Origin of the sequence: Bifidobacterium sp. ESL0745, assembly GCF_029433335.1 — a bacterium.
Lineage (GTDB): Bacteria > Actinomycetota > Actinomycetes > Actinomycetales > Bifidobacteriaceae > Bifidobacterium.
This window is the reverse complement of the sequence record NZ_JAQTHX010000001.1, coordinates 1,097,603-1,118,589: the sequence shown is the minus strand read 5'-3', so window position 1 is coordinate 1,118,589 and position 20,987 is coordinate 1,097,603. Positions and strand designations below refer to the sequence as shown.

18 protein-coding genes and 1 tRNA gene are annotated in these 20,987 nt (G+C 55.3%); 16 read left to right on the top strand and 3 right to left on the bottom strand.

The genetic code is table 11. The features are described from left to right. Positions 1-467: 467 nt before the first annotated feature. The gene (locus PT275_RS04375; protein ID WP_277152696.1) at positions 468-1,067 is read left to right on the top strand and encodes an NAD(P)H-dependent oxidoreductase; all 600 of its coding nucleotides are present in this window, start codon (positions 468-470) and stop codon (positions 1,065-1,067) included. 228 nt (positions 1,068-1,295) lie between these two features. Here the strand turns inward: PT275_RS04375 and PT275_RS04370 are convergent, their stop codons facing one another. Then, positions 1,296-2,567, bottom strand: coding sequence for a hypothetical protein (locus PT275_RS04370; protein WP_277152694.1), 1,272 nt, complete (start codon positions 2,565-2,567; stop codon positions 1,296-1,298). A 431-nt stretch (positions 2,568-2,998) separates the two neighbouring features. Between PT275_RS04370 and PT275_RS04365 the strand changes: the two genes are divergently transcribed. The 5 genes from PT275_RS04365 to PT275_RS04345 all read left to right on the top strand — a co-directional run bounded on the left by PT275_RS04365 (position 2,999) and on the right by PT275_RS04345 (position 7,690). After that, entirely contained in the window at positions 2,999-3,535 is a 537-nt protein-coding gene (locus tag PT275_RS04365; protein WP_277152692.1) for an NAD(P)H-dependent oxidoreductase, read from the top strand. Between the two features lie 488 nt (positions 3,536-4,023). Further along, complete coding sequence (locus tag PT275_RS04360; protein WP_277152690.1) at positions 4,024-4,662, top strand: CE1759 family FMN reductase; 639 nt, start codon at positions 4,024-4,026, stop codon at positions 4,660-4,662. A 229-nt stretch (positions 4,663-4,891) separates the two neighbouring features. Then, complete coding sequence (locus tag PT275_RS04355; RefSeq protein WP_277152687.1) at positions 4,892-6,313, top strand: NAD-dependent succinate-semialdehyde dehydrogenase; 1,422 nt, start codon at positions 4,892-4,894, stop codon at positions 6,311-6,313. 527 nt (positions 6,314-6,840) lie between these two features. After that, complete coding sequence (locus PT275_RS04350) at positions 6,841-7,413, top strand: ECF transporter S component (protein WP_277153663.1); 573 nt, start codon at positions 6,841-6,843, stop codon at positions 7,411-7,413. 203 nt (positions 7,414-7,616) lie between these two features. Beyond that, positions 7,617-7,690, top strand: a tRNA-Ile gene (locus PT275_RS04345). A 29-nt stretch (positions 7,691-7,719) separates the two neighbouring features. Here PT275_RS04345 and PT275_RS04340 read toward each other — a convergent pair. Continuing rightward, on the bottom strand, positions 7,720-7,959 hold the full coding sequence (locus tag PT275_RS04340) for a hypothetical protein (RefSeq protein WP_277152684.1): 240 nt from the start codon (positions 7,957-7,959) through the stop codon (positions 7,720-7,722). A 317-nt stretch (positions 7,960-8,276) separates the two neighbouring features. Between PT275_RS04340 and rpmE the strand changes: the two genes are divergently transcribed. The 3 genes from rpmE to prmC all read left to right on the top strand — a co-directional run bounded on the left by rpmE (position 8,277) and on the right by prmC (position 10,786). Then, positions 8,277-8,489 (top strand): 50S ribosomal protein L31, encoded by a 213-nt coding sequence (gene rpmE, locus PT275_RS04335; RefSeq protein WP_277144110.1) that lies wholly within the window; start codon positions 8,277-8,279, stop codon positions 8,487-8,489. Between the two features lie 127 nt (positions 8,490-8,616). Beyond that, positions 8,617-9,705 (top strand): peptide chain release factor 1, encoded by a 1,089-nt coding sequence (prfA, locus tag PT275_RS04330; RefSeq protein WP_277152682.1) that lies wholly within the window; start codon positions 8,617-8,619, stop codon positions 9,703-9,705. Between the two features lie 16 nt (positions 9,706-9,721). Continuing rightward, positions 9,722-10,786 carry a peptide chain release factor N(5)-glutamine methyltransferase gene (gene prmC / locus PT275_RS04325; RefSeq protein ID WP_277152679.1) on the top strand — a complete coding sequence of 355 codons (1,065 nt, stop codon included), beginning with the start codon at positions 9,722-9,724 and terminating at the stop codon, positions 10,784-10,786. Positions 10,787-10,936: 150 nt separating this feature from the next. On the opposite strand, the gene PT275_RS04320 is transcribed toward prmC, so the two are convergent. Next, the gene (locus PT275_RS04320; protein ID WP_277152677.1) at positions 10,937-11,590 is read right to left on the bottom strand and encodes a sugar O-acetyltransferase; all 654 of its coding nucleotides are present in this window, start codon (positions 11,588-11,590) and stop codon (positions 10,937-10,939) included. Between the two features lie 153 nt (positions 11,591-11,743). Between PT275_RS04320 and PT275_RS04315 the strand changes: the two genes are divergently transcribed. The 7 genes from PT275_RS04315 (at position 11,744) to PT275_RS04285 (ending at position 20,915) form a co-directional block, all read left to right on the top strand. Further along, the gene (locus PT275_RS04315; protein WP_277152675.1) at positions 11,744-12,406 is read left to right on the top strand and encodes an L-threonylcarbamoyladenylate synthase; all 663 of its coding nucleotides are present in this window, start codon (positions 11,744-11,746) and stop codon (positions 12,404-12,406) included. Continuing rightward, complete coding sequence (locus tag PT275_RS04310) at positions 12,403-13,551, top strand: MraY family glycosyltransferase (RefSeq protein WP_277152673.1); 1,149 nt, start codon at positions 12,403-12,405, stop codon at positions 13,549-13,551. The genes PT275_RS04315 and PT275_RS04310 overlap by 4 nt, the downstream gene beginning before the upstream one ends. A 48-nt stretch (positions 13,552-13,599) precedes the next feature. Continuing rightward, complete coding sequence (guaB, locus tag PT275_RS04305) at positions 13,600-15,150, top strand: IMP dehydrogenase (RefSeq protein ID WP_277152671.1); 1,551 nt, start codon at positions 13,600-13,602, stop codon at positions 15,148-15,150. A 226-nt stretch (positions 15,151-15,376) separates the two neighbouring features. Then, on the top strand, positions 15,377-16,027 hold the full coding sequence (orn, locus tag PT275_RS04300) for an oligoribonuclease (protein WP_277152669.1): 651 nt from the start codon (positions 15,377-15,379) through the stop codon (positions 16,025-16,027). A 182-nt stretch (positions 16,028-16,209) separates the two neighbouring features. Further along, positions 16,210-17,622, top strand: coding sequence for a PIF1 family DEAD/DEAH box helicase (locus PT275_RS04295; RefSeq protein WP_277152666.1), 1,413 nt, complete (start codon positions 16,210-16,212; stop codon positions 17,620-17,622). 272 nt (positions 17,623-17,894) lie between these two features. After that, entirely contained in the window at positions 17,895-19,709 is a 1,815-nt protein-coding gene (locus PT275_RS04290; RefSeq protein WP_277153662.1) for a proline--tRNA ligase, read from the top strand. Between the two features lie 540 nt (positions 19,710-20,249). Beyond that, positions 20,250-20,915, top strand: coding sequence for a single-stranded DNA-binding protein (locus PT275_RS04285; protein ID WP_277152664.1), 666 nt, complete (start codon positions 20,250-20,252; stop codon positions 20,913-20,915). Positions 20,916-20,987: the final 72 nt, after the last annotated feature.

The following is a 20,987-nucleotide window of genomic DNA, read 5'->3' as shown; positions in this document are numbered from 1 at the left end:
ATTTTCGGGAATCTGGTAGTTCTATAAATGAGCTGAAACAAGCTCCAATCCGCCTGACCGAAACCAGAACCGGACAAAGTGTTTCCAACTTTCGTTTGTATGCTCTTCTTCACAGCAATGTAAGTAGGCATGTTGAAATGTATGTTATTTCTATGTAGTTGGCCTCTATCTATTGTAAGAGGGACTGGACCCTTGATTTGAGCATTGTTAATAAACTTTAGAGGGCTATTGATTATTGATATGACAGGTGCATTGGATATCTTGCAATGAGTATATTGATTGTTTGTTCGCTGTTGTGTCTTTTTTTGAGATGTTTGAGCATAAATATTTTCATGTACTATACATGTTGTTTATAGGTCAGAGTGTTAAGTTCAATGATTTTATCTTTGTTGCTTCATTTGTCGCAGTATACACAACAAATGAAGCGTGAACGTTCAAAAATCTGCTTGCGTCCGTACAATATAACCATGACCAAATTCCTAGCATTTACCGCCAATCCTGATCCGGAATCGTTGACGCAATACATCGGTAAGGCCTTCCTCGAAGGCGCCGCTAGCAAGGGCGCGAACACCGAGTTTGTCGATCTGCACGCCATTGGTTTTGACCCGACCTATCGCATGGCCGACCGCAAGCAGTACCTCGCCGAAGGTCCGATGCCCGATGATGCCGTCGCGTTGCAGAAGAAGATTCTCGACGCCGACGTCATTGCGTTGGTCTGCCCGATTTACTGGTGCTCGATGCCTGCGATGATGAAGGGCTTCACCGAGCGCGTGCTGTGCCGCCACTTCGGCTACAATCCTGACCACAGCAAGTCGGTAATCGCCGACAAGAAGTTCCGTTTCATCATGCTCACTGGCAGCTCGGAGCAGTGGTACCACGATTCCGGCATCCACGACGCCATTTATAATCAAGTTATCTATTACATGTTCCACCATTATTGCGGCGTGGACGATGCTGAGCTGGTGTACGTCGACAACCTTGAGATGGGCGACGATTCTGCAGAGGCTCGCAAGGCTGCGGCCAAGCACATCGAGCGCATCAAGGAGCTGGGCGCCTCCATGGCGTGATAGTTAGCGCGGCCTGAAACGCTTGATTCTGAACGAGTGTTGGATTTGAAACGCTCGATTTTTTACGGCGTGGACTTGAAACGGTGGATAGGTGGCGAGAAGCGTTGTTTTGTTTTCTTGTTGCTTATCCACCGTTTGTCATTTCTTGTATAGGTTTGAGTGTTTTGGGGAGTGTCCGAACGCTTCTTCCTGTCGTTTGTGCTTTATATTTTGTACTTTCCGGAATTTTTAGAACCGGTCGTAGCGATGCGCGGCGTGACGAACCATCCATGGGTCGGAAGAGTAGACATCCACCGGTGCGATGACGTTTCCAAGTTGGTTCCTCAGCGTTCCGTCTGCGTCTTGCCGCAACCGTGCGTCTGCTATTGCGTCAAGAAAAGCGTTGGTCTCTTCGAGGGTTTCGTAAGGATAAGGTGTGGTGCACCAAACGGGATCAGCTTCGAGAATCAGGGCTTCGGGAAGCTCCGCCGAGGATGATGGCACTGGTTCTTGAGGTTGCAACGATAGGGTCGAAGAATGTGACATCATTGGAGATTGCTGAACCGGTTGCTGTTCTTGAGGAGATGAAATCGGGAATTGTCTTGCATCTTCTGTGCCTTGCAACGTAGATATTAACGATTGCGTATTCGTTGACGAGGATTCCGCTGCCGACCTTTCAGCGGTTGATTTCTTAACTGCCGACTTCTCAACTACCAACTTCTTCGGTTGCGAATCGTTCGGGTTCGCGTTCAACGGCTGGTCCGTTATTCCTTCATCCGCAACATTAGTATTTCGGAAACCAACAAGAATGCTGGCATCACAAAGTTGGCTTGCCTGTGCGGCCGCAGTGGCAGTGGATTCGGCAATTGCACGATAGGAATCGTGGAACTTGGCGTTATCGAATACGGTGAGAATGTCGTGGCTGTCTTCGTCAGGGGAGAGATGGACGCAATAGCCACTTGATGCGACAGCTTGTCCGTTTCGGATAATCACGCACCATTCTTCGGTGATATCGGCGACATGCGTATTGACGGTGATCGAAGAATCGTCGGGAGCATCCCGCAAGTCACGTTGCAACTCTGTCAGGCTGCGTTGTGCCGCCCTGAATTCCGGCACGCGTCCGAGACTGAGCTGCGACCACGGTCGTTCGCCCAATCCATTCGGCAGCTTGTCCCATTTTCGGATTTCGGAAACCGTTGTAGTGATGACCGTGCGTCCTGTCAACGTTTTCGGAAGACTGGCCAGCCAATCGGCGGATGGAGCTTCGAGCAGTATCGGCGGCAAGCTATGCCGTGCACGCCACGTATTTTGGGCAATCAACAGGTCGGCGGTGATCCATATCACATCGTCGGCTTTAATGGCATGAATCGGCTCAAATCCATAGTCATAGGTGACATTCCAATGCCTGGTTGTCTGGTTGCAGTCTTTTCCATTCTCGCTGGAATTATCCGATTCCGGCTGTGTTGCCTCTGTACGTGTCACCGGTCGTTGCACTGTGGCCAAATGTGAGCTATCTGTCATGTGAGCTTTGTCGAAATAGTTTTTAAATGCGTCTTGAACCCAGGAAAGTGGAGAAATGATGGTCAAATGAGTGTCCATTTTGTCCTTGATTCAAGATCTGTGAATGTCTGAGTCCCAATCTTACTTTGCTCTGATGAAGTCCCCGGAACCCTTGTGCCGTTTGGGGTTAAAGGGCAGCCATCGAAACGGGAATCCGATAATAATTAGACAAATGCAAATCGGGGGATTTATTCCCGCTTGCCTCCCAGCAAAATATGACAGCGTGCCAAGTCCTGTTTAGTATTGCCATTGCAAATCAACCTATCGGGCTTGAATACCGTACCATCCATTGCTGTTGTCTTTCCGCTTTGGGGAACATAATTAGACAGCAATTTTGTGTCGGCGGCGCTCCAACTCGATAGGCAAGGAATGAAACTCAAGGAGTATTGACCATGACCAAGATCGCTGTTTTCGTCGGATCGCTGCGCAAGGATTCCTATAACAAGAGCCTCGCCAAGAACATCGAGCGTCTCTCGCCTGAGGGTGTCGAATTCGACTACATCGACATGGATCTGCCGCTCTACAACCAGGATCTCGACGGTGACATGCCCGCCAAGGTCGTCACGATGAAGCAGCAGATCGAAGATGCGGACGGCGTGCTGTTCGTCACCCCCGAATACAACCGCAGCTTCTCCGGCGTCATCAAGAACGCCATCGACTGGGCCTCCCGTCCATGGGGCCAGAGCTCGTTCACCGGCAAGCCCGTCGCTATCGTCGGCGCATCTATGGGAGCTTTGGGCACCACCCAGGCGCAGCAGGCTCTGCGCAATGTCGCCCTCTTCCTCGACATGAAGCTTATGGGGCAGCCTGAGCTCTACTTCAACGCCGCCTCCGGTCTGGACGAGAACGGCAAGGTTGTCGAGGCTTCTGAAGATTTCCTGCGCGGCTTTGCCGAGGCGTTCGCCAAGCATGTTGAGTCCAACAAATAATCAGCAGATAACGTCAATAAATGTGGTCAGTAAATATGGTTATTAACCATCGTTATTAACCATCGTTATTAACCATCGCTATCAATTATTGTCGGTAACTATCGTTGATAAATATTGTTGCTAGCCATCGTTGCTAGACGTAGCCAGCACATAATGTTTCGTGGCGATGCCGGTCCCTTCCGGATCGCGACGTCAGGTATGCGTTCGAGCTGCCGCATGGCAACGTAACAAAACAAACCGACACGTTTATAGAACGTTTGACGCTCGTTTGAAGTATAATTCGGTGATATCCGGCTAATGTGAATACAATCACTGTTTACCTGGTCCTACCGCGTATTTCAGCCTCGCGTCGGACGTATGAACGTGCTAGGTTAGCAAGTAGTTATCGCATACTCGGATTGCCGGCAGGCGCGTCCTTGTGGTCCGCGTGTCGCGGCTCGAAGGCAAAACATCCAAAAGTGAAGTCGTCAGGTGCAGGGAGGAAAACTGTGAGTCTTGAGGAGACAACAGACATTGTGGCGTTGGCCGCAAAGGCGGAGACCGAGGTGCAGCAGTACCGTTTGACGGTGGTCAATGCGGGTATTTCGGAGCCTTCCAGTACCCGGCGGCTTGCCAAGGAGATTACGCAAAAGGCCCAGACATATCTTGAGGCCAGGGGTAAAGACGTCATTGTCGAGATGATTAGCCTGAGGGATATGGCTTCCGACATTGCCAAGGCTTCCGTCACGTTCGAATCCAGCAACCGTCTTTCCGAGGCCATCGCTTCGGTGAGGGCTGCCGACGGTCTTGTCGTGGCTTCACCTATTTATAAGGCCTCGTATTCGGGCCTGTTCAAGGCCTTCTGGGATCTTGTTCCCCGCGACGCGATCATCAATATGCCGCTGGTTCTGGCCGCAACAGGCGGATCCAATCGTCACGCTTTGGTGCCGGACGTGGTAATGCGCGGCTTGTTCGCGTTCTTCCGTGCCGTACCCACGGCCACAAGCCTTATGGCCACCAAAGAGGATTTCGATACCGAAGAACTTGAAAACCGCGAACGTCGTGCTGCCAGCGAGCTTGGCGCGCTGATGCTTTCCGGGGTCCGGCACGAGCCGGTCGACGAACCCAACGACAATATGAATTGGTGATACGGCCTCAGTTTTAAAGCATTTAAAATGCTGTCTTTTGCTGCCGGCCCGTTGTCTTCGGATGACGGGCCGGTATTTTGTTTGCCGTTCTCCGTTTGATCGGTGGCTGGAAGTGGCCTTTGTTTTGTCGCCATTTTTGTCAGCTTACTTACGTTTTAATTTCTCCTGAGAACATTTACTCTGTTGGGAATTATGGAGTATAATGGATTATGCCTACAAGGAGGTAGCTATGGTTTATCAAACAGTAAATCCTTATACCAATGAATTGGTCAAGGAATATCCATTCACCACCGATGCGGAGCTGAAGAGCACCATCGATCTGGCGGACAAGACGTATCGTGAAATGCAAAGCCAGCCGATTGCCGAACGTGCCAAGATCCTGCATAACGTCGCGGCGCTGTTCCGCAAGAAGTCCGCAGAGCTTTCGAAGATCTGCACGGTCGATATGGGCAAGCTAGTGGGCGAGTCCGCTGGCGAGGTGGAGCTGTGCGCCATCATCGCCGATTGGTTTGCCGACCACAGCGAGGAACTGTTGAAACCTGACAAGCTTGACAGCATCGTCGCCGGTGACGCCCAGGTGCTGCACCAGTCCGTCGGCGTCGTCGTGATGGTGGAGCCTTGGAACTTCCCGTACTATCAGATCATGCGCGTGTTTGCCCCGAACTACATGCTCGGCAACACGATGATCCTGAAGCACGCTTCCAACACCCCGACCTCGGCCAAGCGTTTCTGTGAGATCGTCGAGGAGGCCGGTGCCCCCAAGGGTGCGTTGACCAATCTCTTCATGACCTATGACCAGGTCACCGAGGCCATCGAGGATCCTCGCGTTCAGGGCGTGGCGTTGACCGGTTCCGAACGTGGCGGCGTCGCCGTCGCAGGAGCTGCGGGCAAGGCTCTGAAGAAGAGCACCATGGAGCTCGGGGGCATGGATCCGTTCATCGTCCTGGGTGACGCGGATATGGAGAACGTCAACGAGTGCGCATGGCGCGTCCGCCTTTACAACGCCGGCCAGGTCTGCACCTCAGCCAAGCGTTTCATCGTCATGGACAACGTCTATGACGAGTTCCTTGACGGCCTGATCGACGCCTTCTCGCGTGTCACCCCGGGCGACCCGATGGATCCGAAGACCACCATCGCCCCGATGAACTCGAAGCGTGCCAAGGAGAAGCTGCAGAAGACGTATGACGCTACGGTCGCCGCAGGCGCCAAGGTCGCCTACCGCTTCCCGGAGATCGATTCCGACGGCCAGTTCTTCCGTCCGACCATCTTGACCGACATCACCCCCGACAATCCCGGCTACAAGACCGAGATGTTTGGCCCCGTCGCCGCGGTCTACAAGGTCCACAGCGAGGAAGAGGCCGTGGCGCTCGCCAACGACAACCCGTACGGCTTGGGCGGCATGCTCTTCTGTGGCGACAAGAACCATGGTGCCGAGGTGGCCGCGAAGGTCTACACCGGCATGATGTTCGTCAACACGCCGCTCGCCTCGCTGCCTGACATCCCGTTTGGCGGTGTGAAGCTCTCCGGCTATGGCCGCGAGATGTCTCGCCTGGGCCAGATGGCGTTCACCAACGACAAGTTGCTCGTCACTGCGGACCGCTTCGACAAGAATAACGCCCCTGGTGCCCTCTATGCCGCGCAGGATCTGTGAGGGCTGTATAGCTAAATGATTGTGCGCCTTTAGAGCAGCGTGCAAGGTTACGGTATCGTTTCCTTGCACGTTGCTTTTGTCTAATTTCATGAGTATTGGCATGTGTTTCTAGCTGTTATCTGGTGATCTGACATATTTTCATCCAGTGCATTGGGAGCGGCTATTTACTTGATTTTTGCGATTTTTGAGGCTGTTTCACGGTTCTGGTATAAGCCATAACCAGCGTCGATAGCGTCGGGGTGTGCCGGAAAATCGGATGCTGCTAAAGTGTCGGTTGGCGTCTCCGCCCGAGCTGCGCAGGTCAAGGGGCGTCGTCATTCAAATGCTGTGCGCAGTTGTGTTTACAAGGAACGACCGTGGCCGATTATGCCCAAAAACAAGAACTTTCATCAACCAATCAATCTTCTTCCGCTGATTCAAACAATTCAAATAATCAGAATGGGACTTCGGGCCAAGGTCATGGTTCCGATCCTTCTTTAAGGCCATCGGTCAAAAAAGTCTCCCGCCTTCGCTGGCGGGCTGCCGACATCGCGCTCGGTGCGGCGTTGGGAGTGGCTTGCGGCATCGTCTTCTGGGGCTTCAACTTCGCCTACGCTTGGATCGCCCCGTTGCTGCGCGCCGTTCTTCCCGGTATCACCAGCCTCTTCCACGCATTCTGGTACTTCTCCGGTCCGTTGGCATTGCTGATTATCCGCAAACCCGGTGCGGCGATCTATGTCGACATCATCGGCAGCCTGACCGAGACCTTGTTCGGCAACCAGTATTCCTTTACTTTTGTCTTTATTTCGGCGATGCTGCAAGGTTTGTTCGCCGAGGTACCGTTTGCCATCTTCCGTTACCGGAAGTTCAACCTCGGTCTGACGATTGCTTCGGGCGCTTTGACTGCGGTGGAATATGGCTTTTATGTGCTCTTTACGCGTTTGCAAGGCGTCGCGTTGGTCAGTCCGCGAGGACTCACTCACATGACTTGCGAGATCATCGGCGGCATTCTCATTGCCGGGGTGATGAGCTGGTTCCTTTATTTGGCTATCGCCAGGACGGGTGCGTTGGATCATTTCGCGTCCGGACGTGCGGTGAGAAGAAAAAATGAAAACCGATAGCTATCGATCTGCGTTAATAACGATAGAAAAATATAAAACTGTAAGACTCTGAAACTGTAAAATAAAACGGCATCTTTCGTTCTGCAACGAACTGAAGGTGCCGTTTGTTTTGTTTTTTCAAGATGTCCTGCCACCGGGCGCTGGCGTGTGGTGTCGCTGGTCAGAGCGTTTGATAAAGTAAAGAAGTTGGCTTTTGCCAGCGTGGGGCTGTAGCTCAGTCGGTTAGAGCATCGGACTCATAATCCGTCGGTCCTCGGTTCAAGCCCGAGCGGCCCCACTTATTGCCGGTTTGACAGTATTTACTTCTCAGAAACTCGGCTGGGTCTTGACATTGAATCCGCCCTTTGCTTCCATGAATTGCCAATAGCTCCAGTCCTTGGGATTGATGTAAACGGTGTATGTCTTTTTGCCGAAGACGATCTCAATAGGGAAGATACCGGAGGGGTTGGCCATAATATCAGCTTCGATTTCCAAGGCGCGTTCATGGCCGGAAAGGTACACCGTGTGGGTTTTGCCGTGGGTTTCAAAATACAGCATATCGGTCATTGCTGGCTCCTTTGCATAAATGTTGATACCAGCAAATTATCAAGAGATTGCGACGGTGGATGGTTATCGTCATTCCGATCTTGGAGAAATAGGCTCACAGGCAATCAGCCGAAAGATGAAGTCGGGACGATTCGGCAATGTAATCTGTTGTATTGCCTGAGCGTGCTGTTGGCTCAAACCGCTCGTGAGATACCGGCCATTTCGGCGGATTGAAGGAGGGTCAAGTCAACGCTCGCTGATAGAATATCAACGTTCCGGTTCACGTCTGGCCATTGGGGTTAGGCGACCCGGGTCACCTGAATTCCTTAGGAGACATTATGAAGCAGGGTATTCATCCCGATTATCACCCAGTGCAGGTTACCTGCTCTTGCGGCAATACTTTCGTCACGCGCAGCACCGCCAAGGGCGATCACATGACGGTTGATGTATGCGCGAACTGCCACCCGTTCTACACGGGCAAGCAGAAGATTCTCGATACCGGCGGCCGTGTCGCCCGCTTCGAGAAGCGCTACGGCAAGAAAACCAAGTAGCATTCTTATTCGCCAGCCTCGCTGGTTCGGGTCTGCGGATCCGAATCCGGGCTGGCGTTTTTCATACCCAATTTCCGGGATTTCGATTATTAATAATTTTTCAATATTTTATAAAAAGGACTTTTGCATGGCAGATGAGCAATTCCCGGCGGCGCAAAGCGCGTTGGAGGAGTATCAGGACATCGAGCGGCAGATGAGCCAGCCCGAGGTCGCCTCCGACCCGAAGGCGATTCGCAAGCTGGGGCGTCGCCATGCCCAACTTGGCAGCATCGTCGACGCCTATCGTGCCTGGCAGCACGCTCGCGATGACGCCGATGCCGCTAAGGAAATGGCCGGCGAGGACGCCGACTTCGCCGAAGAAGCCAAACGGCTCGAAGCGTTGGTGGCGCCTACCGAGGAAAAGCTGCGCAGTGCGCTGATTCCGCGCGACCCCGACGACGTGCGCGACACGATCATGGAGATCAAGGCCGGCACCGGTGGGGAAGAAGCGGCGCTGTTCGCCGGCGATCTGCTGCGCATGTACACGCGTTATGCCGAAAAACGCGGCTGGACCACCACCATCCAAAGCGAGAACTCTACGGAACTCGGCGGCGTCAAGGACGTGCAGGTCGCCATCCGGGCCAAGGGCAATCCGGCACCCGAGGACGGGGTGTGGGCAAGCCTCAAATATGAGGGCGGCGTGCATCGTGTGCAGCGTATCCCCGTCACTGAATCGCAGGGCCGTATCCAGACCTCGGCGGCCGGCGTCATCGTCTTTCCGGAAGCCGATGAGGACGACGACGAGATCGAGATTGATCCCAAAGACCTTAAAATCGACATCTTCATGAGTTCGGGCCCCGGCGGACAGTCCGTGAACACCACCTATTCCGCGGTGCGTATGACCCATATTCCCACTGGCATCGTGGTGAGCATGCAGGACGAGAAGTCGCAGATTCAGAACCGTGCGGCGGCTCTGCGGGTCCTCAAATCCCGCCTGCTGGCGATGAAGCACGAAAAGGAAGCGGAGGAGGCGGCGGATATGCGTCATTCGCAGGTGCGTTCGCTCGATCGTTCCGAACGCATCCGCACCTACAATTTCCCCGAGAACCGCATCGTCGACCACCGCACCAACTACAAGGCCTACAATCTCGACCAGGTGCTCGACGGCGACCTGCAGGCCGTTATCGACAGCGATATCCAGGCCGATGAGGCCGCGCGTCTGGCCAAGACGGACTGAGCTCGGGATTCAGACAATGGCGGGAAACGTGGCGCGTTCGACTTCCAAGATTTTGCGGCAGGCGGTGGAATGGCTCAAGGCGGCTGGTGTCGACACTCCGCGAAACGATGCGAAACTGCTGCTTGCCGAGGCGTTTGGGGTCACGCCTGCTGAGGTCGAAAAATCGGCATTGCTGGATACGCCGTTGCACAGTGTGATAAAAGACGATCCCGCCGACGGGGTTGATGTTCATCGTATTGATGATGAGCATGATGCCGAACGTATGTCGGGGCAAGGTTCCGTGTCAGTAGAATCAGATGAGACTGTCTCAAATCCAGGCGGTGCCAGCGATGATGGCGGTTCCGACGCCGATGACGCTGCGATTCGTCGTTTTGCCGTGATGGTCGCCAGACGCAAGCAGCGTGAACCCTTGCAATATATCGTCGGCCATGCGCCTTTCCGTTACTTGGATCTTCAGGTCGGACCAGGTGTTTTCATCCCACGTCCGGAAACCGAAACCGTGGTGCAGGCGGCCATCGACTGGCTGACACGCGAAGCCATCAAACCCAGCCGCCTGGTCGATTTGTGCGCCGGCAGCGGCGCAATCGGCCTGGCGCTGGTCACCGAAGTGCCGGGCAGCGAGGTCTGGGCCGTCGAAAGTTCCATGGAAGCCCTGGAATGGACGAAACGCAACGAAGCCAAGGTGTTCAAGGATCATTCGATGGCCGGTTACAACTATCATTTGTCCCACGCCGACGCGACGAGCGCGATGACGCTGGCATCGCTGGACGGCACCATCGACGCCGTAGTCACCAACCCACCTTACGTGCCGCTTGCTGAGATTCCCGAACAACCTGAAGTACGTGATTATGATCCGAAAACGGCACTTTATGGCGGTTCGTCAGACGGCACCTACATTCCAGAGCGCATTATTCTACGTGCGGCAAAACTGCTTCGCAGCGGTGGGGCGTTGGTGATGGAACACGACATTTCGCAAGCTCAACTGCTGACTGACTTTGCCAGGACCCATGGGTTCCGCGCGGCACATACCGGCGATGATCTCACCGGCCGGCCCCGCTACCTCTTTGCCATCAAAGAATAACGGCGGCATTTGGTTGGTCGGCGAGATCCATCCATCGCGCTTCGGCCGTTGTCGTGCTCGGTATTGGGGCACAAGCGAATATTTTAAATGTATAACAATAAGCAAGGCCGCAGAGGCATCAGAACACTTATCCGCGGCCTTGTACACGATTCACTTCGCGTAATCCTGATTCGCCGCCGCGTCGTTATCGGTAATGGTACGGATGACTCGCGCCGAATTGCCCACGGCCACGCTGTTTGCCGGAATATCGTGGGTGACCACGGCACCGGCGCCGATGACCGAGCCTTCGCCGATGCGTACTCCGCCCAGCACAGTCACATTGCCGCCGAACCAGCAGTTTTTGCCGATGGTTATCGGTTTAGAATACTCATAGTTATAGCCTTCACCGTCTTGGGTGAACCGCAGATTTCGATCCTGCCAACGCAACGGATGCATGGGAGGGAGCAGGGAGACGTTCGGGCCGAAAAGCACGTTGTCACCGATGGTGACGTAATTCGTATCGAGCACGGTGAAGTTGAAGTTGATGAACACCCCGTTGCCGATGGTGGTATGGATACCATAATCAAAAGCGATATTGCCGACGATCTCGACGCCTTCGCCACGGTTGGGCAGCAGCTCGTCGAGGATAGCCTCACGTGTCTTCCTGTCGTTGTGCGGGGTGCTGTTGAACTGCTCGCACAGGTCGGCGGCCTTGTTGCGTAGACGCTCAAGCTCCGGATCCGCGGCATTGTGCAGCTTGCCGGCGAGCATTTCTTCATGTTCCGATTTGCGAGGGGTACGTAGTTCGACTGGTGGTACAGACATCGTGATGATTCCTTTGTCGTTATTGGCTCGGGATTTGTAAGTCCCGATGTACGTTTTGATTATATCGATGTATCAGTATCGAATCGTGATACTGCCCGTGTGAAGTCGGGGTGCAATGATGCAATTAAGACATAATTTTGTGTTGGAGGCAATATGAGCGACGTACGGGCAATCGATGACGAATCTTTGGCGATGGCGACGAGGATTGTCAAAGACGGCGGATTGGTCGTATTGCCGACCGACACGGTCTATGGTGTCGCCGCCAGCCCGTTCAACACCGAAGCGGTAAGCCGAATCTACGAGGCAAAGCGTCGTCCGCGCAGCAAAGCGCTGCAGGTGCTGCTTTCGTCGGTTGATAACCTGGACGGACTTGGTCTTTATCTTCCGGTTCCGCTTGACCGTCTTGCCAAGGCATTTCTGCCTGGCCCGTTTTCGCCGATTGCCGTGGCTGAAGCCGGCTCGAAATTGGTCACGTTGCGCAAGGAAATGAACGGCAGCAAAACCCAGGCCGTACGTGTACCGGATTCTGAAGCCTGCCTCAGAACTTTGCGTGCCACCGGACCTCTGGCCTGCTCGAGCGCGAACCGCAGTGGCGGGGAAAGCCCACAGACGGTGGAGGAAGCGGTCGAGGCGCTTGGCGACGATATCGATCTCTATCTCGACGGAGGGCCGACGGTGAGCCACGTCGCGAGTACCGTCGTGGCCGCCGACGCGAACGAGCGCGACGGCATTTCGATTGTGCGCGAGGGCGTCATCAGCGAGGCGCAGGTACGCAGTGCGCTGATGGACGCCGAAGGCGGGAGTCTGAACGCGTGAGAGTCTACCTGTTCATCGCCGCGATTGCAGGAGGGGCCACATGGTTGGTCACCCCCTTGATTCGTCATATCGCCATCGAGATCGGTGCGGTGGGGGAAGTCCGTGCACGCGATGTGCATACGGTGCCCACTCCGCGCATGGGCGGATTGGCGATGCTGATAGGCCTCGCGGTGGCGATAGTATTCGCCAGCAAGATGCCGTTCATATCAGGCCTTTTTGTCGGCTCGAATCAGGCGTGGGTCGTGCTCGCAGGCGCTGTGCTGATTTGCCTGTTGGGTGTGGCCGATGACTTGTGGGATCTTGACTGGATGCTCAAACTGGCCGGGCAACTCCTGATTTCCGTGTTCGTGGCGTGGGGCGGTGTACAGATCATCTTCCTGCCATTTGGTTCTTTGGTGACGGCTTCGCCAAGCATTTCCATGGCGATTACTGCTTTTCTGATTGTGGCATCGATCAACGCGGTCAATTTCGTCGACGGGCTCGACGGCCTCGCTTCAGGCATTGTCGCAATTGGCGGCATCGCGTTCGCCGTCTATTCTTACGTCATCGCGCGCTCCACACCGAGCTACGCTTCGATGGCGACGTTGCTTGATGTCGCTTTGGTCGGCATTTGCGTAGGATTTTTGCTGCATAACTGGCATCCCGCCAAGCTGTTTATGGGGGATTCCGGTTCGATGCTGCTGGGCTATATGATTACCTGCGCCTCGATCATCATGACCGGCCATCTCGACCCGGCCTCGGTGCATACCAGTCTCTACCTGCCTGCGTTCATGCCGATATTGCTGCCGATTCTCGTGCTTTTCCTGCCGGTGCTCGACATGTGCCTGGCCATCATCCGGCGCCTGAGCAAAGGCCAGTCGCCGATGCACCCCGATCGTATGCACCTGCATCACCGTATGCTGCGCATCGGCCACACTGTGCAGGGGGCGGTGCTGATCCTATGGGGATGGGCGGCATTGATTTCTTTCGGTTCCATCATGATTCTCTTCTTCAAATGGCAATACGTGGCCATTGGCATGCTCATTTCGGCGGTGATCCTGACGATTCTGACACTCTCGCCGTACCTGATGCGCCGTTGGCTTGAGATACAGAAAGAAGAGGACCCGGGTGTGCGCAACGCGCGACATTCCCGAAAGCACCGGTAATCACAACCAATGGTAACGCTCGTCACCCCGCGCCCATATAGTTGTGTTATGGCTTTAAATTCTCAACCTGATATCCAGTCATCATTCAACCCGTTGCCTCCTATTTTTGCAAAGATGGGATTGGCTTACGATGATGTCCTCCTGCTTCCCAACGAAACCGACGTCATCCCCTCGCACGTGGACACCACCACGCATCTGACCCGCGAAATTACCATGAAGGTTCCAGTTCTTTCGGCGGCTATGGACACCGTCACCGAATCCGATATGGCCATCGCCATGGCTCGCAATGGCGGTATCGGCGTGCTGCACCGCAACCTTTCCATTGACGATCAGGCCGCGCAGGTCGATATCGTCAAGCGCAGCGAATCGGGTATGATCACCGACCCGCTCACCGTCAACCCCGAGGCCACCCTTGCCGATCTCGACAAGCTGTGTGGCCGTTTCCATATTTCGGGCCTTCCCGTGGTCGACAACGACAACCGGTTGCTTGGCATCATCACCAACCGCGATATGCGCTTCATCGCTTCTGAGGATTACGACAAGCTTAAGGTTAGGGACGTGATGACCAAGGACGGGCTCATCACCGGACCTGCCGATATCTCGCGGGAGGACGCCCATGATTTGCTCGCCAAGCACAAGGTCGAAAAGCTGCCGCTGGTCGACAGCGAAGGCAGGCTGGCCGGGCTCATTACCGTCAAGGACTTCGTGAAGACCGAGCAGTATCCTGACGCTACCAAGGACGATCAGGGCCGTCTGCGTGTGGCCGCGGGTATCGGCTTCCTGGGCGATGCGTGGCAACGTGCCTCCGCACTGATGGAGGCTGGCGTCGACGTGCTGGTGGTTGATACCGCAAACGGCGAGGCTCGATTGGCTCTTGATATGATCAAGCGTTTGAAGTCCGATCATGCCTTCGACGGTGTGCAGGTCATCGGCGGCAACGTGGCGACCGCTTCCGGTGCGCAGGCCATGATCGATGCCGGTGTCGATGCTGTCAAGGTCGGCGTCGGTCCCGGCTCCATCTGCACCACGCGTGTGGTCGCCGGTGTCGGTGTGCCGCAGCTCACGGCCGTCTACGATGCGGCTCAGGTATGCCACGCGGCTGGCGTGCCCTGCATCGCCGATGGCGGTATCCACTATTCCGGTGACATTGCCAAGGCCCTGGTGGCCGGTGCCTCTACCGTCATGCTTGGCGGCGCGCTTGCCGGTTGCGATGAGACCCCGGGCGAGAAGGTGCTGCTGCACGGCAAGCAGTACAAGATCTACCGCGGCATGGGATCGCTCGGCGCGATGGCCCCGCGCGGCAAGAAATCCTATTCCAAGGACCGATACTTCCAGGCCGATGTCACCAGCAACGACAAGGTCATCCCCGAAGGCGTCGAAGGCGAGGTGCCCTATCGCGGCTCCCTGAACGCAGTGCTTTACCAGATGATCGGCGGCCTGCACCAGTCGATGTTCTACATCGGTGCGCACAACATCAAGGAAATGGCCGAGAAGGGTCGCTTCATCCGCATCACCGACGCCGGCCTGCGCGAGTCGCATCCTCACGACATCGTGATGACCACCGAGGCCCCGAACTACAGTGGCTTCCACAACGACTGATATTTATTATTTTATAATCTTGGTCTTCGTGACATGTGACTGACGTGGCGGGGCTGGGATATGCGATGCTTGACCGTAAAGACTTGGCCTGAGCGGCCCGGAGCGTGTCGAGCGTTGTATACTCCGACCCCGCCACGTCAGTCAGCAAATCAACTGATTAGATATCCAGTCACACGCGTGAGATAGTGTATAGAGTTCTGTTGTTGGCAGCGAAAGGGTAATTATTATGGTGAATGCTCAGGATGACGAAACGTATTCGGCGGAGGATTCGCGCCTGATTTGGATCGATTGCGAGATGACCGGCCTCGATATCTTCGGCGGCGATGAGCTCGTCGAGGTCTCCGTGGTGCCGACTGACTTCAATCTGAAAGTGCTTGACAAAGGCGTGGACTATGTCATCAAGCCGTCGCAAAAGGCTGTTGACCACATGGGCGACTTCGTACGTGCGATGCACACCCGTTCTGGCCTGATCAATGAGTGGGAGACTGGTCTGAGCCTGGCCGATGCCGAAAAGAAAGTTACCGAGTACGTCGCCCGCTTCACTCCCGACGGGGTCAAGCCATTGCTTGCTGGCAACACCATCGGCAGTGACAAGAAATTCCTTGATCATTATATGCCTCATTTCATGAGCCATCTGCATTACCGCAGCATTGACGTGAGCACCATCAAGGAGCTGGCGCGTCGCTGGTATCCGGCGGTCTACATGAATCGTCCGCCCAAGAATGGTGGCCATCGTGCGCTCGCCGACATCATCGAGTCGCTTGACGAGCTGCGCTACTATCGTGAGGCCTTTATGGCGCCGATCCCTGGCCCGGATGAGGCACAGTCCAAGAAGATTGAGGCCGACATCGAGTCCACAAGTCTGCTCAACAAGTAGGTTACGGAACGGAGGCGTGCTTTTCGTCGCAGCAAAGTAGATGATGCGATCAAAAGCACGTTTTTCTGTCGATTTTTGTGCTTTTCGTCGCAGTGAAAATCTCAACGCGACGAAAAGCACGCTATAGGATGCTTTTGGTCGCATCGAATCGATACAGCTGACGAAAGCGAAGGAGAAACGGTATGAAGCAAGCAGAGGTGCTGACGATTCTTGACGCAGGGGCGAACGCGTTCATCACCGGTGCCCCCGGTGCCGGCAAGACCTACGTCTTGAACGAGTTCATCCGTTCTGCCCGTGCCAGAGGTGCCTCCGTCGCCGTCACCGCTTCCACCGGCATCGCGGCCACGCATATCAACGGACAGACCATCCATTCCTGGAGTGGTGTCGGCGTCTCGCAGGTCATGACCCCGGCTTTGTTGAAACAGATCCGTTCGCGTCGCAAGCGCAAGATCGAATCCGCAGACATCCTCGTCATCGATGAGGTTTCGATGCTGCCGGCGTGGCTGTTCGACATGGTCGACGACGTCTGCCGCACGTTGCGGCACAGCCCTGAGCCGTTCGGCGGGTTGCAGGTTGTGCTTTCCGGCGACTTTTTCCAGTTGCCGCCGGTCAAGAAATCGTTCCGTCGCGATGATATGGCACCGAGTCCAGAATTTTTGATGTCACGTCAGCGTTATGCCGATGCCGGCAAAGATGCCGACGGTTTCGTCACCGAATCGCTGGTCTGGGACGAACTCAATCCTGTGATCTGCTATCTTACCGAGCAGCACCGTCAGGATGACGGCCAATTGCTTACCGTGCTCACCGATATCCGCGAAGGCGACGTCACGCAGGAAGACCACGACGTGCTCGCCGGGCGCCTGGGCAAGGCCCCGGAAGCCGGGGAAGTGGCCGTCCATCTTTTCCCGGTCAATAAACAGGCCGACACGTTGAATGACCTGCGGCTTTCGCAGATCCACGACGAGACGCACGAATACGTTGCCGAATCCGCCGGTTCCGCCGAGCTGGTCAAGCGGCTTAAGAAAAACATGCTTGCTCCGGAAACACTGGAGCTGAAAACCGGAGCCGCGGTGATGGCATTGCGCAATGACGCCGACCACCAGTATGTCAATGGTTCCATCGGCACGGTAGAGGGCTTCGTTTCTGAGGCCAAAGGCGGTTGGCCGATTGTCGCCTTTGAAAATGGTAATACGGTTATTATGAAGCCGGCTTCGTGGGACATGATGGACGGCGAAACTGTGCTGGCCAGCGTCAAACAGGTGCCGTTGCGTTGTGCTTGGGCCATCACCATTCATAAATCGCAGGGCATGACGCTCGATCGCGCCGTGATGAACCTGCGCCGTACGTTTGCGCCAGGTATGGGCTACGTAGCGCTTTCTCGTGTTGAAAACCTCGACGGCCTTTACCTTGACGACATCAGTGAACGCGCCTTCATGGTCTCGTCCGATGCCGTCCTCCTCGATGGTCAACTGCGCGACAATTCCAAGGCCGCCTGCGCCCGTCTCGAGTCAGAGGGTCGTGATGCCTTCACCAAACAGGCCACCGGCCAGCTTGCTGACGACACCGACGAATTCGCACAGGACGAACTATTCTGAGTGGATTCATTTGTCGGAATGCCGTCAGGCCATGTATTGCTTATTCGTCCTGAAACCTTTCTGCCAAACGTGTCGTGCCGTTTCGATATGAGGGGTATCGATATGTTGAGATTGCCGGCAGCGGCGCAAAGTCATGATTGGCGGGAGACGGTAGCGGTGATGGCCGCAATCAACATACTCTGGGGGCTTTGCGCGCATATTCACTGTTATTTGTAGCGTCGCCAATGTCGGCTCGCGCGAATAATTTAGAAGTCATGACTAAAGCACTTCGTATGTCCACCCTGTTCCTGCGCACGCTGCGTGAGGACCCCGCCGACGCCGACGTCGATTCGGCGCGTTTGCTCCAGCGAGCCGGCTATATCCGCAAGGCCGCGCCCGGAATCTGGACCTGGCTGCCGCTGGGTCTCAACGTCTTGAACAAGATCGAGGCCGTGGTCCGTGAGGAAATGAACGGCATCGGCGGCCAGGAAGTCCATTTCCCGGCATTGCTGCCGAAGGAACCGTACGAGGCGACGCATCGCTGGGAAGAATACGGCGAAAACATCTTCCGCTTGAAGGACCGCCACGAGGCCGATTACCTGCTCGCGCCGACCCACGAGGAAATGTTCACCTTGCTCGTCAAGGATATGTATTCCTCTTATAAGGATCTGCCGGTCACGCTCTACCAGATCCAGACCAAGTACCGCGACGAGTTCCGCCCACGAGCTGGCCTCGTGCGCGGCCGCGAGTTTATCATGGAAGACGGCTATTCGTTCACCATTGACGAGGACGGGCTGAAGAAGGCGTATGTCGAGGAACGCGACGCCTACGAGCGCATCTTTAAGCGTCTCGATCTGGGTTATATCATGGTGCATGCGGTCTCCGGCCCGATGGGCGGTTTCGAATCGCAAGAGTTCCTTTCCCCGATGGCCATTGGCGAGGATACCTTCGCCAAGGCGCCGAGCGGGAAGGCTTGGAACGTCGAAGCGTTGACCACGCCAGAGGTTCCGGCCATCGATTGCTCCAAGACCCCGGCGATGAGCCTGCGTGACCTGCCGGATGCGGAGACCATCGACGATATGGTCAGCCAGTGCAACGCGCTGTATCCGCGCGAGGACGGCCGGGCCTGGGCGCAGACCGATATGCTCAAGAACGTCGTCATCGCGGTGAAGCATCCCGGCGAGCCCGACGACGAGAACGAGGACCATCGCAAGCCGTGGCGCGAGGTCGTCGTCGTGGCGTTGCCAGGCGACCGTCAGATCGACATGAAGCGCCTCGAAGCGCAGTTTGCGCCCGCCGAGATCGAAGAGGCCAACGAGGCCGACTTGAAGGCTCATCCTGAACTGGTCAAGGGTTATATCGGACCATCTGTTTTGGGCCCACAAGCCCGCGTCGAGGGAACCGCAGTCAAGGACCCGGTTCGTTATCTGGTCGATGCCCATATCGTCGAAGGTTCCGCATGGGTCACTGGTGGCGACAAGGACGGAGTGGACGCCTTCGATATGGTCTATGGCCGCGATTTCAAGGCCGATGGCACTGTAGAGGCGACCGAGGTCCGCGACGGCGACATGAGCCCGGACGGCTCTGGCCCGCTGAGTTTCGAGCGCGGCGTGGAAATCGGACAGGTCTTCCAGCTTGGCTTGAAGTATTCTGAGGCGCTGGGTCTCAAGGTTTTGAATCAGAACGGCAAGGCCGTGCCGGTTTGGATGGGCAGTTACGGCATCGGCGTTTCGCGCGTTATGGCCTGCATCGCCGAGACTCATCACGACGAGAAGGGTCTAGCTTGGCCGGTCAACATCGCGCCTGCCGCGGTTCATGTGGTCGCCACCGGGAAGAAGGACGAGGCGTTCGACGGTGCCGAAAAGCTGGTTTCTGAGCTTGAGGCCAAAGGTCTCGAGGTCATCTACGACGATCGCAAGAAGGTTTCGCCCGGTGTCAAGTTCAAGGATGCCGAGCTGCTCGGCGTGCCGCTGGTCGCCGTGGTCGGCCGCGACTTCCTCAACGACGGCACCATCGAGGTGCGCGATCGCAATGGCGACAACGCGGTGAAGGTTCCTGCCGATCAGGCGGTCGACACATTGATTGAACGCTACGAGGCAATGAAGTAAACCGTTTTCATAACGCTCTGATTGTTGGCCTGTCCAGATTTGTGTGGACAGGCCTTTTTTATTGTCGCATTGGAAAATGTTTTGTAAGAAGCATCGATTTGATGTGTATACCATCTATCTCTTTTTGAAGGCGATGCTGCTTTCATGAGGAAAAGTTAATGCTTTGGCCACATGCGTATGCGATTTGCCGCTTTTGATTCTCGTCTTATGATGTTTCCGCTTTCTTATCGCTCCTTGTCCGGTCTTGCATAAGATCGACGGTTATTCACATTCCTCATTTCATGGTGGATACAGGTCGATTTGTCCACATTGTATCCACAACACGCCGAGACCCCGATCATCCGACCACAGGACCTGTTTCGGCTTGAACAACCGTGTTTCACGCATGCATACTGGAGAAACCGCGGGGTACGTTTATGGCCGGTTTTCAGCACTGGGTTTCATTCGCAGACGTGTCTGAAGCCCAATGCCGGTCGGTGTGCCCCGCAGTCCACATACATATATACGTATGACAAGTATTTCGTTCAGGGAGCAGAGACAATGGCACAGCAAGGTACGGTGACGGTTTCAGGGTTTGTGGGTGCAAACCCACAGCGTTTCGGCAAGGAGGGAGGTCCGGCGGCCAGTTCGTTCAGAATCGGCTGCACGACTAGCTATTTCAATCCTGTGGCAAATGAATGGCGGGATCGGCCGACGACGTGGATCACTGTCAAGGTCTTCCGAAAACTAGCCGAGAATGTGCAGTCGAGCCTGCATAAAGGAGATCCGGTTATCGCCACAGGAAACTTGGCGACCGAGGAATGGGTGCGTGATGGTACGAAACATAGCAGGATGGTGATGGAAGCGACGAGTGTCGGTCATGACCTGAGTTTTGGTATTTCCGTTTTCCAAAGAGTCAGACCTGGAGGGAAGGAACAGGGGAATGCTCATGATGCCGATTCCGCCGAGTCGGGGCATCATGAGATGGATACTGTTGCAGAGCCACAGGCTTCCATGCCTGACGATACTTCCACAGACAGCAACAGAGAAGCTGCTGGCAGACAGAATGACAGCCGAAGCGATGATGTGGTCGGTCAAGATTCAGACCGCACCACTACGCCCAACGATAATAACGTCGGTGATGAAGCCGGAGAAGATCCGTGGGATGCCAGTGGGGTGTTTGAGGGGCATGCCACGGCCGATCGTTTGGTGGCGGCGGTCGGGTAAGCCTTCGCTGGTTCACACGTTTCGCTGATTTTCGTTTTGGGAGGATTCCGGCAATGAGAGGTCTTAATGATT

Excerpts from the sequence above, each read along its gene's own strand:
- PT275_RS04375 (WP_277152696.1), top strand. The coding sequence starts at position 468 with ATGACCAAATTCCTAGCATTTACCGCCAATCCTGATCCGGAATCGTTG.
- PT275_RS04370 (WP_277152694.1), bottom strand. The coding sequence starts at position 2,567 with ATGACAGATAGCTCACATTTGGCCACAGTGCAACGACCGGTGACACGT.
- PT275_RS04295 (WP_277152666.1), top strand. The coding sequence starts at position 16,210 with ATGAAGCAAGCAGAGGTGCTGACGATTCTTGACGCAGGGGCGAACGCG.
- PT275_RS04315 (WP_277152675.1), top strand. The coding sequence starts at position 11,744 with ATGAGCGACGTACGGGCAATCGATGACGAATCTTTGGCGATGGCGACG.
- PT275_RS04320 (WP_277152677.1), bottom strand. The coding sequence starts at position 11,590 with ATGTCTGTACCACCAGTCGAACTACGTACCCCTCGCAAATCGGAACAT.
- PT275_RS04355 (WP_277152687.1), top strand. The coding sequence starts at position 4,892 with ATGGTTTATCAAACAGTAAATCCTTATACCAATGAATTGGTCAAGGAA.
- orn (WP_277152669.1), top strand. The coding sequence starts at position 15,377 with ATGGTGAATGCTCAGGATGACGAAACGTATTCGGCGGAGGATTCGCGC.
- rpmE (WP_277144110.1), top strand. The coding sequence starts at position 8,277 with ATGAAGCAGGGTATTCATCCCGATTATCACCCAGTGCAGGTTACCTGC.
- PT275_RS04285 (WP_277152664.1), top strand. The coding sequence starts at position 20,250 with ATGGCACAGCAAGGTACGGTGACGGTTTCAGGGTTTGTGGGTGCAAAC.
- PT275_RS04290 (WP_277153662.1), top strand. The coding sequence starts at position 17,895 with ATGTCCACCCTGTTCCTGCGCACGCTGCGTGAGGACCCCGCCGACGCC.
- PT275_RS04365 (WP_277152692.1), top strand. The coding sequence starts at position 2,999 with ATGACCAAGATCGCTGTTTTCGTCGGATCGCTGCGCAAGGATTCCTAT.
- prfA (WP_277152682.1), top strand. The coding sequence starts at position 8,617 with ATGGCAGATGAGCAATTCCCGGCGGCGCAAAGCGCGTTGGAGGAGTAT.
- guaB (WP_277152671.1), top strand. The coding sequence starts at position 13,600 with ATGGCTTTAAATTCTCAACCTGATATCCAGTCATCATTCAACCCGTTG.
- prmC (WP_277152679.1), top strand. The coding sequence starts at position 9,722 with ATGGCGGGAAACGTGGCGCGTTCGACTTCCAAGATTTTGCGGCAGGCG.
- PT275_RS04340 (WP_277152684.1), bottom strand. The coding sequence starts at position 7,959 with ATGACCGATATGCTGTATTTTGAAACCCACGGCAAAACCCACACGGTG.